The following is a 15,838-nucleotide window of genomic DNA, read 5'->3' on the forward strand; positions in this document are numbered from 1 at the left end:
GAGCAGTTCAGATGTGAACTGCTCTTTTTTAATGAGTGTCTAGCTTTAAACAAGTTCGTCGATAGACGTATGATCTTTATCGAGACCTTGAGCAACTGGGAGACTGGTCAAGTAACCTTGATAAGTGGTCACACCTTGACGCAAGCCCTCATCTTCAGCAATTGCTTGTGCGAATCCTTTGCCAGCCAATGCTTCGATATAAGGAAGAGTGACATTGGTTAAGGCGATGGTTGAAGTGCGAGCAACCGCACCAGGGATATTGGCAACGGCATAGTGGAGAACACCGTGTTTTTCATAAACAGGCTCATCGTGCGTTGTCACACGGTCAGCTGTCTCGATAACGCCACCTTGGTCAACAGCTACGTCAACGATGACAGAGCCTGGACGCATTTGTTTGACCATATCATCTGTCACCAATTTCGGTGCTTTGGCACCAGGGATGAGCACCGCTCCAATTACAACATCAGCATCTCTCACACTTGCTTCAATGTTGAATGAATTAGACATAAGAGTTTGGATTTGATTCCCAAAGACTTCTTCTAGAACTGAGAGTCGTTTGGCACTGATATCTAAAATAGTCACTTGAGCACCGAGTCCAAGGGCAATGCGGGCAGCATGTGTACCGACGACACCACCACCGATGATGGCTACTTTTCCTTTTGGAACACCCGGCACACCACCAAGTAGGACACCAGAACCACCAGCTTGCTTAGTAAGGAAGTGAGCTCCGATTTGAACAGCCATACGACCTGCAACCTCACTCATAGGAACGAGGAGTGGTAGTTGTCCTTGATTATCACGAACAGTTTCATAGGCAATTCCTGTTGTTTTTGCTGCTAGCATGGCATCTGCTAATTCTGGAGCAGCGGCCATGTGCAAGTAGGTGAAGAGGAGAAGATCGTCGCGTAAATAACCGTATTCAGAAGCTAGTGGTTCTTTTACTTTCACGACTAATTCAGCAGCCCAGGCTTCAGCAGCAGTAGCGATAATCTTAGCTCCTTGCTTTTGATAGTCAGCATCAGTAAATCCTGAACCGAGACCAGCATTTGTTTCGATGAGGACACGATGTCCACGGCTGACTAAACTATGGACGCCAGCAGGAGTTAGGGCAACGCGGTTTTCGTTATTTTTAATTTCTTTTGGGATTCCGATTAACATAGAGATAACCTACCTTTCAATTGACGGGATTGTTTTAGTTGTCACATTTCGGTTCATAAATCAAAAATGTGATGGTTTTATTGTATATGAAACCGCTTCAAAAATCAAGAAAAACTTGTCATCCAAATTTATTTATGCTAGACTAGTGAGAATCAAGCTCTAATGGAGGGAAAAGTATGGAATCAATATTTGTGATATTTACCCAGTATCCATCTATAGAAACGAAGCGTTTATTGCTCCGACCTGTAACCTTGGATGATGCAGAAGCTATGTTTGAGTATGCTTCAGACAGAGAAAAGACACGCTACACTTTTCCAACAAATCAAAGCTTAGAAGAAACCAAGAACAACATCGCTCAGTTCTACTTAACCAATCCCTTGGGACGGTGGGGAATCGAACTAAAAAGCAATGGTCAGTTTATCGGAACTATTGATTTGCACAAGATTGACCCCATTCTCAAAAAAGCAGCTATTGGTTACATTATCAACCAAAAGTATTGGAATCAAGGATTGACGACAGAAGCCAATCGTGCCGTGATTGAACTGGCTTTTGAGAAGATTGGAATGAACAAGTTGACTGCTCTTCACGACAAAGACAATCCCGCATCTGGCAAGGTCATGGAGAAATCAGGTATGCGTTTTTCCCACGAAGAACCCTATGCCAGAATGGATAATAAAGAACCAGGTCGAATTATCACAAGAGTTTATTATGTCTTGACTAAGGAAGACTATTTTGCAAATAAATAAGCAGTTGAAAAGAAATTTTCGACTGTTTTTTTATTTCTCTTGCGAATAACTTAAGAGAGGAGAAAATATGGAAGCAATTATCGAGAAAATCAAAGAGTATAAAATCATTGTCATCTGTGCTGTTTTAGGCTTGGCCTTGGGCGCATTTTTCCTACTAAAGCCAACTACACAGACACCCGTCACAGAAACAAATTTGCAGGCTGAAGTTGCTGCTATTTCAAAGGATTCATCGTCTGAAAAAGAAGTCAAGAAGGAGGAAAAGGACGAATCTCCTGAACAAGATCTGATCACAGTAGATGTCAAGGGTGCTGTTAAATCACCAGGGATTTATGATTTGCCAGTAGGTAGTCGTGTTCATGATGCCGTTCAGAAAGCTGGTGGCTTGACAGAGGAGGCAGATAGTAAGTCCCTCAATCTCGCTCAGAAAGTCAGTGACGAGGCTCTTGTCTATGTTCCAACTAAGGGGGACGAATCAGCTAGTCAGCAGACTGCCTCTGGAACGACTCCTTCGTCAAGTAAAGAAAAGAAGGTCAACCTCAATAAAGCTAGTCTGGAAGAACTCAAGCAGGTCAAAGGCTTGGGAGGAAAACGAGCCCAGGATATTATCGACTATCGTGAGACGAATGGCAAATTCAAGTCGGTAGATGAATTAAAGAAAGTCTCTGGCATTGGGGCTAAGACCATAGAAAAGCTAAAAGATTATGTCACAGTGGATTAAGAATTTCCCTATCCCCCTAATCTATCTGAGTTTCCTGTTACTCTGGCTTTACTATGCAATTTTTGGAGCATCCTATCTCGCACTGCTAGGTTTTGTTTTTTTGCTTGTCTGTCTCTTTTTCCAATTTCCTTGGAAATCGGCTGGTAAAGTTCTAGCGATTTGTGGAGTTTTTGGATTTTGGTTTCTGTTTCAAAATTGGCAACAGACACAAGCTAGTCAAAAGTTAGTGGATTCTGTTGAGAGGGTACGGGTTTTACCAGATACTATCAAAGTCAATGGAGATAGTCTGTCCTTTCGGGGCAAGGCTGACGGCCGTACCTTCCAAATTTACTATAAACTCCAGTCCGAGGAGGAGAAAGAGCAATTTCAAGCCTTGACAGAGCTCTATGAGATTGAACTAGAAGGAAAACTTTCCGAGCTAGAAGGCCAGAGAAATTTTGGTGGATTTGACTACCAAGCCTATCTGAAGACTCAGGGGATTTACCAAACTTTGACTATCAAAAGAATCCAGTCCCTCAAAAAAGTTAGCAGTTGGGATATAGGAGAAAATCTGTCTAGTATACGTCGAAAGGCTATAGTTTGGATCAAGACAAAGTTTCCAGATCCTATGCGTAACTACATGACGGGTCTTCTTTTCGGACATCTAGATACTGACTTCGAGGAGATGAATGAGCTTTATTCCAGTCTTGGAATTATCCATCTATTTGCCTTGTCGGGTATGCAGGTAGGCTTTTTCATGGATGCCTTTAAGAAACTCCTCTTGAGATTGGGCTTAACTCAAGAAAAGTTGAAGTGGCTAACTTATCCCTTCTCTCTTATCTATGCAGGTCTGACAGGATTCTCAGCTTCGGTCATTCGTAGTCTCTTACAAAAATTACTAGCCCAACATGGTGTTAAGGGCTTGGGCAATTTTGCCTTAACGGTTCTTGTCCTCTTTATCATCATGCCCAACTTTTTCCTAACGGCAGGAGGTGTCTTGTCCTGCGCCTACGCCTTTATCTTGACCATGACCAGCAAAGAAGGGGAGGGGCTCAAGGCTGTTGCCAGAGAAAGTCTAGTCATTTCCTTGGGAATATTGCCCATTCTATCCTTCTATTTTGCAGAATTTCAGCCTTGGTCTATCCTTTTGACCTTTGTTTTTTCCCTCTTGTTTGACTTGGTTTTCTTACCGCTTTTGTCTATCTTATTCATTCTGTCTTTTGTTTACCCAGTCACTCAGCTTAACCTTGTCTTTGAATGGTTGGAGAGCATTATTCGCTTGGTATCGCAGATGGCAAGTAGGCCCTTGGTCTTTGGCCAACCCAACGTATGGCTTTTGATTCTTCTCTTAGTTTCATTGGCCTTGATCTATGACTTTAGGAAAAATGTCAAAAGACTAGCAGGATTCAGTCTCTTTATCGTGGGACTCTTTTTCTTAACCAAACACCCGCTGGAAAATGAAATCACCATGCTGGATGTAGGGCAGGGAGAAAGTATTTTCCTACGGGATGTAACAGGTAAAACCATTCTCATAGATGTGGGAGGTAAGGCAGAATCTGATAAGAAAATTGAAAAATGGCAAGAAAAGGCGACGACCAGCAATGCCCAGAGAACCTTGATTCCCTATCTAAAAAGTCGAGGAGTAGATAAGATTGATCAGCTGATTTTGACCAACACAGATAAAGAACATGTTGGAGATTTGCTGGAGGTGACCAAGGCTTTCCATGTCGGGGAGATTTTAGTATCAAAAGGAAGTCTGACACAGAAGGAATTTGTGGCAGAATTAAAAGCAAGCCAAATCAAGGTGCGCAGTGTAACAGCAGGGGAGAACTTGCCGATTTTTGGGAGTCAGTTAGAAGTCCTATCTCCAAGGCAGATTGGAGATGAGGATCGTGATGGTTCCCTGGTTCTTTATGGGAGGCTTCTGGATAAGCACTTTCTCTTCACTGGAAACTTGAAAGAGAAGGGAGAGAAGGATCTTCTAAAGCAATATCCTGACTTAGAGGTGGATGTCTTGAAAGTCGGTCAACATGGTTCTAAAGCATCATCAAATCCAGTTTTCCTAGAAAAACTCAAACCAGAGATCACTCTCATTTCAGTGGGCAAGAACAATCGTGCCAAACTACCTCATCAGGAAACCTTGGCACGACTAGAATCCATCAAGAGTAAGATCTACCGAACAGACCAGCAAGGAGCCATTCGCTTTAAAGGATGGAAAAGTTGGCGAATTGAAAGTGTGCGATAAAATAGATAAACTTTTTCGAAAAAATGACTTTTTATCTTGACAAGGGATAGAAAACTTGGTATCATATAAAAGTTGAGAAAAGCAGAAGTGAGAGCTTCTCGCCTTGTGACATCAAGTTGCCTGGCCCTACGGATGAAAAGTTTCTAAGAAACGCTATCATAACGTGCGGGCTTGTATCATTACGAGCCCGCTCTTGTTTTTCTCTAATAATAAAAAAGAGGTGAAAACCATAGCAAAGCAAGACTTATTCATCAATGATGAAATTCGTGTACGTGAAGTTCGCTTGATCGGTCTTGAGGGAGAACAGCTAGGCATCAAGCCACTCAGCGAAGCGCAAGCATTGGCTGATAGTGCAAATGTTGACTTAGTATTGATTCAACCCCAAGCAAAACCGCCTGTTGCTAAAATTATGGACTACGGTAAGTTCAAATTTGAGTATCAGAAAAAGCAAAAAGAACAACGTAAAAAACAAAGTGTTGTTACTGTGAAAGAAGTTCGTCTGAGTCCAACTATTGACAAGGGTGACTTTGACACAAAACTTCGCAATGCACGCAAGTTCCTTGAAAAAGGAAATAAAGTTAAGGTATCCATTCGCTTTAAAGGGCGTATGATCACCCATAAAGAGATTGGTGCAAAAGTTTTAGCCGAGTTTGCTGAAGCAACACAAGATATTGCGATCATCGAACAACGAGCTAAGATGGATGGACGCCAAATGTTCATGCAGTTGGCGCCAGCAACTGACAAAAAATAATTGTCAGAAAGTTAAATAAAGGAGAAAAAATCATGCCAAAACAAAAAACACACCGCGCATCAGCTAAACGTTTCAAACGTACAGGTTCTGGTGGACTTAAACGTTTCCGTGCTTACACTTCTCACCGTTTCCACGGAAAAACTAAGAAACAACGTCGTCATCTTCGTAAAGCATCTATGGTGCATTCAGGAGATTTCAAACGTATCAAAGCAATGCTTACTCGCTTGAAATAATAGCCTAACAGTAAGTAAACAATTCTAGGAAATATTTGGAGGAAATAAAACATGGCACGTGTTAAAGGTGGCGTTGTATCACGCAAACGTCGTAAACGTATTCTTAAATTAGCAAAAGGTTACTATGGAGCTAAACACATCTTGTTCCGTACTGCAAAAGAACAAGTAATGAACTCTTACTACTATGCATACCGTGACCGTCGTCAGAAAAAACGTGACTTCCGCAAATTGTGGATCACTCGTATCAACGCGGCAGCTCGTATGAACGGACTTTCATACTCACAATTGATGCATGGGTTGAAATTGGCTGAGATCGAAGTTAACCGTAAAATGCTTGCTGACTTGGCTGTTAACGATGCAGCAGCTTTCACAGCTCTTGCAGATGCAGCTAAAGCAAAACTTGGTAAATAATGACAAACTGTTTCATTGTTACTCTCGTGGTTTTTACCGCTGGAGTAAGGTGAAACTTTTTTTGTTTTCCTTAAATGATTTTCTATTTTAAAGAGTAAATCACAGATTTTTTCAAAGAAAATAGGATATTTCTTGTATAATAGGAATATCTAAAAAGATTTGGAGTTAGAAGAAGATGATAGTAGGTATTGATTTAGGAACGACTAATTCTTTAGTAGGGGTATACCAAGATGGCCAGGTCAAGCTGGTTCCCAATGCTTTTGGTGAGTATTTAACTCCTTCTGTTGTGGCTTTAGATGACAATGATGAGATTATAGTTGGAAAAATTGCCAAGGAACGCTTGGTGACTCACCCAGACAAGACGGTTTCTCAGTTCAAGCGTTTTATGGGGACCAAGCATGAGTTGACGCTAGGAAATCGAGCATATAAGGCTGAAGAATTAAGCTCTTTTATCATTCGAAAGTTGGTAGACGATGCAGAAACCTATCTTGGAGAAAAGGTTGAGGAAGTGATTGTTAGTGTTCCAGCCTATTTCAATGATGCTCAACGCTATGCGACCAAACTAGCAGGGAAATTTGCAGGCGTTCAGATTGATCGGATTATCAATGAACCTTCCGCAGCGGCTCTAGCTAAAAGATCTATGGTAAACCAAGAAGATCAATCTTTTATTGTAGTCGATTTTGGTGGTGGGACTCTTGACATTTCAGTTGTAGAGCTTTTTGATAACATCGTCGAAATTGTGTCGATTGCAGGGGACAATCGTTTGGGAGGAGAAGACTTCACTGCGGCTATTGCTGAGGAATTTTTAGTTTCTAATCAATTAACCAAGAATACGATTTCCCGAGAATTTTATAGCAAAATTCTGGTACAGGCTGAAAAGACAAAGCTAGAACTCAATGATAAAGAAGAAGTGAACATGTCAGTTCTGGACCAAGAACAGGAATACACTTTAGACTTGAGCTACCAACGCTTTTATGAGCTTTGTCAACCACTTCTAGCTCGTGTTAAGGCAGTTTTGGACCGTGCCTTGATGGATGCTCGCTATAGCTACGTATCATCTGATAACTTTGTTCTTGTTGGGGGGACTTCGAAACTCCGCTTGGTTCAGGACTTTTTATCCTACTGTATCAATCAAGTGGTGCAGGTTTCGGATGATCCCGATCGGATGATTGCGAGAGGTTGTGCTCTTTTAGCAGGAATCAAAGGACGGCAAGGCGAGATACGAGATTTATTACTGTCTGATATTTGTCCTTTTACACTGGGTATAGAGATAGTTGGCGACCGCTTTTCACCGATTATTGAGCGAAATTCTACCCTGCCTGCTTCACGCATCGAGCAGTACTATACGGCCGAATTGGGACAGAGTCAAGTCAAGATAAAGGTCTATCAAGGTGAGATGATGAAGGCATCACAAAACCTGTTCTTAGGTGAATTAGAAGTTCCCGTCCCTGTGAATACTCAAGTAAATGAAAGTTTCACAGTTCGCTTTACCTATGATTTAAATGGGATTTTGGATGTCGAAGTGAAAATCGATTCAACACAGGAAGTCTTTAGTCATGTTATTCTCCAAGACAGTGTTACTCTGACAGAAAAGGAAATTAAGGCTAAGCAAGCAGAGTTGACTCGCTATAAGATCAATGCTCAAGAAACAGAGGTTTATCGTTTCTTGATTGAAAAAGCGAATCGTGTATACAGTATGCTCTTGGGGAGAAGAAGAGATGAGCTAATGGCTGAAACTAGACGATTTGAAGAAGAGGTCAGCCAAGCATCTGTTTATCATTTGCCAAAACTCTATCAATCATTTTCAAACTATTTAGACTTCCTAGAACGAGGACTGTAAAAGAGGAGACCTTATGAATATATGGGAAACTTTAGGGATAGAGCCAACGACTGACGTCAAGCTTATTAGAAGGCGTTATGCTGAACTGGTTCGGCTCTATCACCCAGAAGACCAGCCAGAAATTTACCAAGAAATTGTTGAAGCGTACCAAAAAGCCTTGACTTATGCGAGGTCTAGAAATACAAGACCAGAAAATAGCCTAAGAAAAGCGAGTGACTCTCAAGAGGCTACTGAACTTGAAGAAGAGGCAAACGGAAAGCCTAACTCTAGTCTCAACTTTGAAAACTTGACTGAAGAAACGAAAATTGAGAACGAAGAGTCTGAAACATCAAGTCTTGATTTCAGTGATTATCAGCAATCGACTGATAAAACCAGCGATTCCTTTAACTTTGAAACCTTTAAAGCAGAAGAGGATGAGCAAAAGTCCACCCTTGACTTTAGTGACTATGATGAGGAAGTTCAGCTAAATGGAGATTCTGAAGAAAGAGCTAAGAATACCCTCAACTTTGAAACGTTTGGTGACGAAGAGAACCGAAGGCAAGAAGGAACAGCAAGGTCTACTCTTGACTTTAGCGATTATAATGAAGAAACTTATCTGATCCGAAATGCGATTGAAAGTATTGTTGGAAACGACGGGTATAACCAAGAGGAACAAGAACATCTATGGCGTCAGTTCTTTCATCAGTATCAGTATGATATGGACATTGTTCAATCCGTTTTAGAGGAAATGGATGTTTATATTTTTAACAAACCGGAGCAATTCTCTATCCTCATTCCCTTGCTAGAAGACTATATACCTGACTTTAAGTACTGGGGATATTACTATAAACTGAAGTACTGGAAGGTCAAAAGAGATATAGCAGAAGAGGAAGGAAGTTCGCTTGAAAGCGCACATGAAGCCACTGAAGAATTCTATTATTCTTATCAACTTTGCCAAGAAATTCTTCAAAATTTTAACAAAGCAAATCAATTAGGCTCTTGGATAGAGTTTTTCAAGCACCCTTATTTGGCCTTTATGGTCTTGGATCAAGTAAATCAAAATCGCCAAATAATCAAGAGTGTGCCCGTTTTAACCTATATCCTTGAAAAAAACCGACAAGTCATGTTTGAAGAGGATTATCCACTCTCGAATGACTTGGCTGATTACTTAGAGCAAGTAAAAGAGAAGCTGGGAGAAAACGTTGACTTTAGTCACTACTCTCTAGATGATCCAGATGAAGTTGAGGCAGCCTTCTATGAGTTGCTCCATGTTCACTATGAAGACGAGTACAAACTGTTACGTGATTGGCAATACCTTTTTGAATCAGTCAAAGATCACACGCTCCTACTTGATTTATTAGAAAAGGTGGACGTCTATCCTTTAACCAATGCGAAAGTGTTAGCTCTCGTTCTCCAATTTGTGGAGCATTACAGCGATGAGGAATCAAATCCTTACCTGAAAAAACTCCATTTCTGGAAGAGTATCCATTCCTATCCTTCAGTGGTAGAGGAGTATGAACTAGACAAAAAGGAAAATTTTGATTACTGGTACAATGAAGGTTATCTTTATATAGATAAGCTCACTAAGAGCGATGAAGATATCAATGATTGGGAAAAGTGGAGAAGCTACTTTAAAGGAAGACCACGCATTCTAACTATTTTGCTTCAACAGATCTATAAGGAGTACCATCGGTTTACAGATGGCAAGCTCTTGAGATATGTTTTGGCTCCTTTTCCTACTTCTAAAATGGTTCCCCAAATGATGACGGAGGAGACAGACCAGAAACTAGAAGAGATGACAGCTTATGCCTATGAACTTTGTCATCCAAAGGCCAAGCTCTCTTATTTGGATTGGAAAAAAAGACAGGTATTTAATAATAAGTTTCTTCAGATTTTCTCTGGCCTCTTTACGATTGTGAGTTTGCTACTCAGTATTATAGAGCGACCTGGTTATAATTCATGGGTTCATGCTGGTATGTTTTCACTCTTTTACGTCTATATGCTAAAATTGAGGAAAACACCGATTGAGGAGGGAGTGACTGCTAGAGGAGAAAAACGGAAATTCTACTACAGTCCCCATCCATGGTTCCTACTAATCTTATTATTAACCCTCGTCATTCCATCCTTACCGTTTGGTCTCATCGGTGCTCTTATGTTTATTACATTTTTCAGCTTCATTGATGGTTTCCAAGTTAGTGAGGGGCTGAAGTGGGATTATTCTTTGGATAAGCTGATTCCTATCGGTATCTTTCTTTCTGCTGGTTTTCTTTCTGCTTTGGTAAATCAAAGCCAGACTATTTCAGGAGTTGCAATAGCTTACTTCCATATTTTTGCAGTCCTTGTGATTTGCTTGTCTTTTACAAGATTTAGCCCTGGATTTCCACCGTCTCTGAAGAAAATTCTCCTCCCAGCAATCTTAGGGATCCTACTCTTTCAAACGTTGCCATATATTCACAGCCGTTTAGATATCTTTGATCCAAATATTCTACGAAATGAAACTCTGGCCGTAACGGTTATACTCTTGTTAAATGGAATCGCCTTATCCTATTTTACAAAGGAACAAGGCTTAACGATTGGTGTGAAGAAGGTCTTTATGATTTATGGATTGCAGATCTTTATTTTCCTAAGAAGACTGTTGCGAATCCTATTTGCACCAAATTCAGTTTTCGGTAATAACTATCATTACAAAGACTTACTAATCATGAACAGCGAATTTACCTTCTACTTCCTTGAGGGACTTTTTGTCCTTATCATGCTTTTCCTTATTCACAATATACGCAAGGAAAATCGTAAAAGTGCTACTTAGAATGAAAGAGTAGAGAAGAGGACTCTAGTTCAAGTTTCTAGTAAATTTTCCTGAATAAAGGTATAATAGAACTATTAAAATGAAAGAGGTAATGAAAATGGCTTCAAAAATGTTACACACTTGCTTGCGAGTAGAAAACCTTGAAAAATCAATCGCCTTTTATCAAGATGCTTTTGGATTTAAAGAATTGCGTCGCAAAGATTTTCCAGATCATGCTTTCACCATTGTCTATCTAGGACTTGAGGGTGATGACTACGAGTTAGAGTTGACCTATAACTATGATCACGGTCCTTACGTGGTAGGAGATGGCTTCGCCCATATCGCCCTCAGTACACCTGACCTTGAGGGCCTACATCAAGAACATAGCGCTAAAGGCTATGAGGTGACAGCCCCTAATGGACTTCCAGGAACTCAACCAAACTATTACTTTGTCAAGGATCCTGATGGCTACAAGGTCGAAGTCATTCGTGAAAAATAACTCAGCGAAGTCAAGTAGAATGTTCGTTTTCTACTTGACTTTTTTTCTTTGAAAGAGTATACTAATACAAATTTAACCTTTAAGGGGAGTCCAGAGAGACTCACAAGGTGTCAGATAAAAGGGATAAGGGGGGCTCTCTGTGGGGACTTTTTAAGTGTGCGCATGAGTTCTAGCCTAACCCAACTGAGGCCTTGCAATCGCAAGGTCTTTTCTTTATCTGGTCCCCTTAAAATTTAAGGAGGAAAATCATGAATCCCACATGTAAGAAACGTTTGGGTGCCATTCGTTTGGAAACCATGAAGGTGGTTGTACAAGAGGAAATTGCGCCAGCAATCTATGAATTAGTCCTAGAAGGAGAAATGGTTGAAGCCATGCGAGCAGGCCAATTTCTCCATCTGCGCGTGCCTGATGATGCCCATCTCTTGCGCCGTCCTATTTCAATTTCGTCTATCGACAAGGCAAACAAGCAGTGTCACCTCATTTATCGGGTTGAGGGGGCTGGGACAGCTATTTTCTCAACCTTAAGGCAGGGAGATACTCTTGATGTGATGGGGCCTCAGGGGAATGGTTTTGACTTGTCTGATTTAGACAATCAGAGTCAAGTCCTCCTCGTTGGTGGTGGGATTGGTGTTCCACCCTTGCTAGAAGTAGCCAAGGAATTGCATGCGCGTGGGGTGACAGTAGTGACAGTCCTCGGTTTTGCGACTAAGGATGCTGTTATTCTCGAAAAGGAATTGGCCCAATATGGGCAGGTTTTTGTAACGACAGATGATGGTTCTTATGGCATTAAGGGAAATGTATCGGTTGTCATCAATGACTTAGACAGTTCATTTGATGCTGTTTACTCATGTGGGGCACCTGGAATGATGAAGTATATCAATCAAAGATTTTATGATCATCCAAGAGCCTATCTATCTCTGGAATCTCGTATGGCTTGCGGGATGGGGGCCTGCTATGCCTGCGTTCTAAAAGTGCCAGAAAGTGAGACGGTTAGCCAACGCGTCTGTGAAGATGGTCCTGTTTTCCGAACAGGAACAGTTGTATTATAAGGAGAAAGTCATGACTACAAATCGTTTACAAGTTTCTCTACCGGGCTTGGATTTGAAGAATCCGATTATCCCAGCCTCAGGCTGTTTTGGTTTTGGTCAAGAGTATGCCAAGTACTATGATTTAGACCTTTTAGGCTCCATTATGATCAAGGCAACGACACTTGAACCCCGTTTTGGTAATCCTACTCCGAGAGTAGCTGAGACACCTGCTGGTATGCTCAATGCAATCGGTTTACAAAATCCTGGTTTAGAAGCTGTTTTGGCTGAAAAACTTCCTTGGTTGGAAAGAGAATATCCAAATCTTCCTATCATCGCTAATGTAGCTGGCTTTTCAAAACAAGAGTACGCTGCCGTTTCTCGAGGAATTTCCAAGGCAGCAAATGTAAAAGCTATCGAGCTTAATATCTCCTGCCCGAATGTAGATCACGGCAATCATGGACTTCTGATTGGGCAAGATCCTGACTTGGCTTATGAAGTGGTAAAAGCGGCTGTGGAAGCCTCTGATGTGCCAGTCTATGTCAAGCTTACTCCTAGTGTAGCAGATATTGTCACCGTCGCAAAAGCCGCAGAGTATGCAGGGGCAAGTGGCTTAACCATGATCAATACTCTAGTCGGTATGCGCTTTGACCTTAAAACCAGAAAACCAATCTTAGTCAATGGAACAGGTGGGATGTCTGGTCCAGCAGTCTTTCCAGTAGCGCTCAAACTCATCCGTCAAGTCGCCCAAACAACAGACCTGCCCATCATTGGAATGGGAGGAGTAGATTCGGCAGAAGCTGCTTTAGAAATGTATCTGGCTGGAGCGTCTGCCATCGGAGTTGGAACAGCTAACTTTACCAATCCTTATGCTTGCCCTGATATCATCGAAAATTTACCAAAAGTCATGGATAAATATGGCATTAGCAGCTTGGAAGATCTCCGTCAGGAAGTCAAAGCCAGTCTGAGATAAGCTAGAACTTCCTTATCCTCAACAAGACACAGAATCTTCATCAATTTGTAATATTTCCGTCGATTAACTATGTTACAATAAGGCTTAGAAAACGTTATTGGAGCATTTAAATGAAACGATGGAAAGTGGCCCTAGTAAGTGCTGGCTTATTGGGGTGTTTTTTTACTATACTAGAAACAGCTAAAGCAGATGAAGGGACTTGGAAAGGAAAGACCTACCTCAAAGCTGATGGAAAACAAGTAACCAACCAGTGGATCTTTGACCAAACGTATCAGAATTGGTTTTATCTTAAGGCTGATGGACAACGTGCAGAAAACGGCTGGCTGACTGTTGGTGGTAAGGATTACTATTTTAACGAGACCGGAAAATTAGCCACAAAAACGTGGGTTGGCCAGTACTATGTGACTGAAAGTGGTGCTAAAGCCAAGGAACAGTGGGTATTTAATCAGGAACAAGAATCCTGGTATTATCTCAAGTCTAATGGTCAGAAAGCTCAAAACGAATGGATTCAACAAGGTCAGGAAAAATATTACCTTAAAGAAGACGGGAAAATGGCCAAAGATGAGTGGATCACTCAAGGGGAGAACCAATACTACATCAATTCACAAGGTAAAATGCTGAAAAATGCTTGGCTTGGCAAGAACTATATATCCGAAAATGGTCATAAGGTTAAACAAGCCTGGATTTATGATGACAACTATAGCAGTTGGTTCTACCTTCAACAAGATGGTACCTATGCTGAAAATGGCTGGTTAACTATAGATGGGAAAGACTACCATTTTAAATCAGGCGGTTATCTTTCTACTGAACGTTGGATTGAACGCTTTTATGTTTCGAAGAGTGGAGCTAAATTGAAATCGGAATGGCTCTTTGATAAGAATTATGATGCTTGGTTTTACTTGAAAGCTGACGGAACTTATGCCGAAAAAGGCTGGGAAACGATTAAAGAAAAAGATTACCATTTCAAATCAGGCGGCTATCTTTCTACCGAGCGCTGGATTGACCGCTTCTATGTTGCTAAAAGTGGAGCTAAATTGAAATCGGAATGGTTCTTTGACAAGAATTATAACTCTTGGTTTTACTTGAAAGCTGACGGAACCTATGCTGAAAAAGGTTGGCAAACTATCAAAGGTAAGGATTACCATTTCAAATCAGGAGGCTACCTCTCTACGGAAACTTGGATTGACCGCAGTTATGTGACGAGCAGTGGAGCAAAAGCTGGCAAAGGGTGGCTCTTTGACAAGAATTATAACTCTTGGTTCTATATTAACTCTGATGGAAATTATGCCAATAAAGAATGGCTCTGGGATAATGGTTACTACTATCTCAAATCTGGTGGTTATATGGCTGCGAGTGAGTGGGTATGGTACAAGAACAATTGGTTCTACCTCAAGTCAAATGGAAAGATGGCTGAGAAAGAATTAATCTACGATTCATCCGACCAATCATGGTATTACCTTAAATCCGGCGGTTATATGGCAAAAAATGAGACTGTGGATGGTCATACCTTGGATGCTTCTGGTAGATGGCATGTTGCGGATAAAACCAAATATTACAAAGTTAAACCAATCACAGCCTATGTCTATAGTGCATCTGGAGAAATCTTGAGTTACATTAACCAAGGAAGCATTGTTTCACTGGATAGCTCGACGCGAAAAGGCGGCCGACTTGCAGTTTCGATTTCTGGCTTGTCTGGCTATATGAATCAAAGTGATTTGACAGCAGTAGATGAAGGAAGCGAGTTTATCCCTCATTATACTAGTGATGGGAAATTCCTCTACCATGAACTCTCTCCTTATACGAGTATCAAAGTAGCTCCACACACATCTGCCATGGTTATTGGTAAGAAGTACTACTCAACTGATGGAGAGCATTTTGATGGCTTTACCATTAAAAATCCTTTCCTCTATAAAAACTTGAGAGAACCAAGTAATTATAGTGCAGCTGAATTGGATAAACTGTATTCAATGATGAACTTGCAGGATAGTCCTCTCGCAGGTAAAGGAGCGACTTTCAAAGAAGCTGAGGAACGCTACGGTGTCAATGCCCTTTACTTGATGGCACATAGTGCCCTTGAAAGTGCTTGGGGACGCAGTCAAATTGCCAGAGATAAGAACAACTTCTTTGGTATTGCTGCTTATGATACGAGCCCATATCTCTCAGCCAAGAGCTTTGATAATGTGGATAAAGGAATCCTTGGAGCCGCCAAGTGGATCCGTGAGAACTACATCGACTATGGCAGAGACCACCTTGGAAATAAAGCAACCGGAATGAATGTTCGCTATGCTTCTGATCCATACTGGGGTGAGAAAATAGCCAGCATCATGATGACCATCAATAGTAGACTTGGTGGGAAAGACTAATCAAAAGAAATCAACGGTAACTACTGAAAAAGTGGTTATCGTTTTTGTTTTAAACATTGGAGGAGAAATAGTATAATAACAGTCTCTTTATTCTTGAACAATTAACAAAATGATAGTAAAATGTAATAGGAGA

13 protein-coding genes and 1 other annotated feature are annotated in these 15,838 nt (G+C 41.1%); of the genes, 12 read left to right on the top strand and 1 reads right to left on the bottom strand.

Annotation, left to right across the window (positions count from 1 at the left end):
- Window positions 1–45 precede the first annotated feature (45 nt).
- The gene (ald, locus tag NML69_RS02560; RefSeq protein ID WP_254725214.1) at window positions 46–1,158 is read right to left on the bottom strand and encodes an alanine dehydrogenase; all 1,113 of its coding nucleotides are present in this window, start codon (window positions 1,156–1,158) and stop codon (window positions 46–48) included.
- A 176-nt stretch (window positions 1,159–1,334) separates the two neighbouring features.
- Between ald and NML69_RS02565 the strand changes: the two genes are divergently transcribed.
- From NML69_RS02565 to NML69_RS02620, 12 genes are all read left to right on the top strand, one after another.
- Window positions 1,335–1,904, top strand: a complete 570-nt coding sequence (locus tag NML69_RS02565; protein ID WP_254725215.1) for a GNAT family N-acetyltransferase — start codon at window positions 1,335–1,337, stop codon at window positions 1,902–1,904.
- A gap of 67 nt (window positions 1,905–1,971) precedes the next feature.
- Window positions 1,972–2,622, top strand: a complete 651-nt coding sequence (locus NML69_RS02570; protein ID WP_254725216.1) for a helix-hairpin-helix domain-containing protein — start codon at window positions 1,972–1,974, stop codon at window positions 2,620–2,622.
- On the top strand, window positions 2,606–4,846 hold the full coding sequence (locus tag NML69_RS02575; RefSeq protein WP_254725217.1) for a DNA internalization-related competence protein ComEC/Rec2: 2,241 nt from the start codon (window positions 2,606–2,608) through the stop codon (window positions 4,844–4,846). Before NML69_RS02570 ends, NML69_RS02575 begins: the two co-directional genes overlap by 17 nt.
- Before the next feature lie 73 nt (window positions 4,847–4,919).
- Window positions 4,920–5,051, top strand: a sequence feature (ribosomal protein L20 leader region).
- 15 nt (window positions 5,052–5,066) lie between these two features.
- On the top strand, window positions 5,067–5,597 hold the full coding sequence (gene infC / locus NML69_RS02580; protein ID WP_000848184.1) for a translation initiation factor IF-3: 531 nt from the start codon (window positions 5,067–5,069) through the stop codon (window positions 5,595–5,597).
- Window positions 5,598–5,629: 32 nt separating this feature from the next.
- Window positions 5,630–5,830 (top strand): 50S ribosomal protein L35, encoded by a 201-nt coding sequence (gene rpmI / locus NML69_RS02585; protein ID WP_001125942.1) that lies wholly within the window; start codon window positions 5,630–5,632, stop codon window positions 5,828–5,830.
- Between the two features lie 51 nt (window positions 5,831–5,881).
- Entirely contained in the window at window positions 5,882–6,241 is a 360-nt protein-coding gene (gene rplT / locus NML69_RS02590; protein ID WP_000124834.1) for a 50S ribosomal protein L20, read from the top strand.
- 175 nt (window positions 6,242–6,416) lie between these two features.
- Window positions 6,417–8,081, top strand: a complete 1,665-nt coding sequence (locus tag NML69_RS02595; RefSeq protein ID WP_254725218.1) for a molecular chaperone HscC — start codon at window positions 6,417–6,419, stop codon at window positions 8,079–8,081.
- A 13-nt stretch (window positions 8,082–8,094) separates the two neighbouring features.
- Window positions 8,095–10,866 (top strand): J domain-containing protein, encoded by a 2,772-nt coding sequence (locus tag NML69_RS02600; protein WP_254725219.1) that lies wholly within the window; start codon window positions 8,095–8,097, stop codon window positions 10,864–10,866.
- A 97-nt stretch (window positions 10,867–10,963) separates the two neighbouring features.
- Window positions 10,964–11,344: a VOC family protein gene (locus NML69_RS02605; protein WP_198459748.1), complete on the top strand. Its 381-nt coding sequence runs from the start codon at window positions 10,964–10,966 to the stop codon at window positions 11,342–11,344.
- Between the two features lie 248 nt (window positions 11,345–11,592).
- Window positions 11,593–12,393, top strand: coding sequence for a dihydroorotate dehydrogenase electron transfer subunit (locus NML69_RS02610; RefSeq protein WP_084849550.1), 801 nt, complete (start codon window positions 11,593–11,595; stop codon window positions 12,391–12,393).
- A complete protein-coding gene (locus tag NML69_RS02615) occupies window positions 12,356–13,342 on the top strand; it encodes a dihydroorotate dehydrogenase (RefSeq protein ID WP_198459747.1) in 987 nt (328 codons plus the stop codon). Before NML69_RS02610 ends, NML69_RS02615 begins: the two co-directional genes overlap by 38 nt.
- A 110-nt stretch (window positions 13,343–13,452) precedes the next feature.
- Entirely contained in the window at window positions 13,453–15,705 is a 2,253-nt protein-coding gene (locus NML69_RS02620; protein ID WP_254725220.1) for a glucosaminidase domain-containing protein, read from the top strand.
- Window positions 15,706–15,838 lie beyond the last annotated feature (133 nt).

The sequence above is a fragment of the Streptococcus sp. CF8-6 genome (genome assembly GCF_024295845.1).
GTDB classification, from domain to species: Bacteria; Bacillota; Bacilli; order Lactobacillales; family Streptococcaceae; genus Streptococcus; species Streptococcus oralis_BO.

Coding starts and splice junctions, on each gene's coding strand:
- NML69_RS02570 (WP_254725216.1), top strand. CDS start 1,972: ATGGAAGCAATTATCGAGAAAATCAAAGAGTATAAAATCATTGTCATC.
- NML69_RS02600 (WP_254725219.1), top strand. CDS start 8,095: ATGAATATATGGGAAACTTTAGGGATAGAGCCAACGACTGACGTCAAG.
- NML69_RS02620 (WP_254725220.1), top strand. CDS start 13,453: ATGAAACGATGGAAAGTGGCCCTAGTAAGTGCTGGCTTATTGGGGTGT.
- rplT (WP_000124834.1), top strand. CDS start 5,882: ATGGCACGTGTTAAAGGTGGCGTTGTATCACGCAAACGTCGTAAACGT.
- NML69_RS02615 (WP_198459747.1), top strand. CDS start 12,356: ATGGTCCTGTTTTCCGAACAGGAACAGTTGTATTATAAGGAGAAAGTC.
- NML69_RS02605 (WP_198459748.1), top strand. CDS start 10,964: ATGGCTTCAAAAATGTTACACACTTGCTTGCGAGTAGAAAACCTTGAA.
- NML69_RS02610 (WP_084849550.1), top strand. CDS start 11,593: ATGAATCCCACATGTAAGAAACGTTTGGGTGCCATTCGTTTGGAAACC.
- rpmI (WP_001125942.1), top strand. CDS start 5,630: ATGCCAAAACAAAAAACACACCGCGCATCAGCTAAACGTTTCAAACGT.
- NML69_RS02595 (WP_254725218.1), top strand. CDS start 6,417: ATGATAGTAGGTATTGATTTAGGAACGACTAATTCTTTAGTAGGGGTA.
- NML69_RS02565 (WP_254725215.1), top strand. CDS start 1,335: ATGGAATCAATATTTGTGATATTTACCCAGTATCCATCTATAGAAACG.
- NML69_RS02575 (WP_254725217.1), top strand. CDS start 2,606: ATGTCACAGTGGATTAAGAATTTCCCTATCCCCCTAATCTATCTGAGT.
- ald (WP_254725214.1), bottom strand. CDS start 1,158: ATGTTAATCGGAATCCCAAAAGAAATTAAAAATAACGAAAACCGCGTT.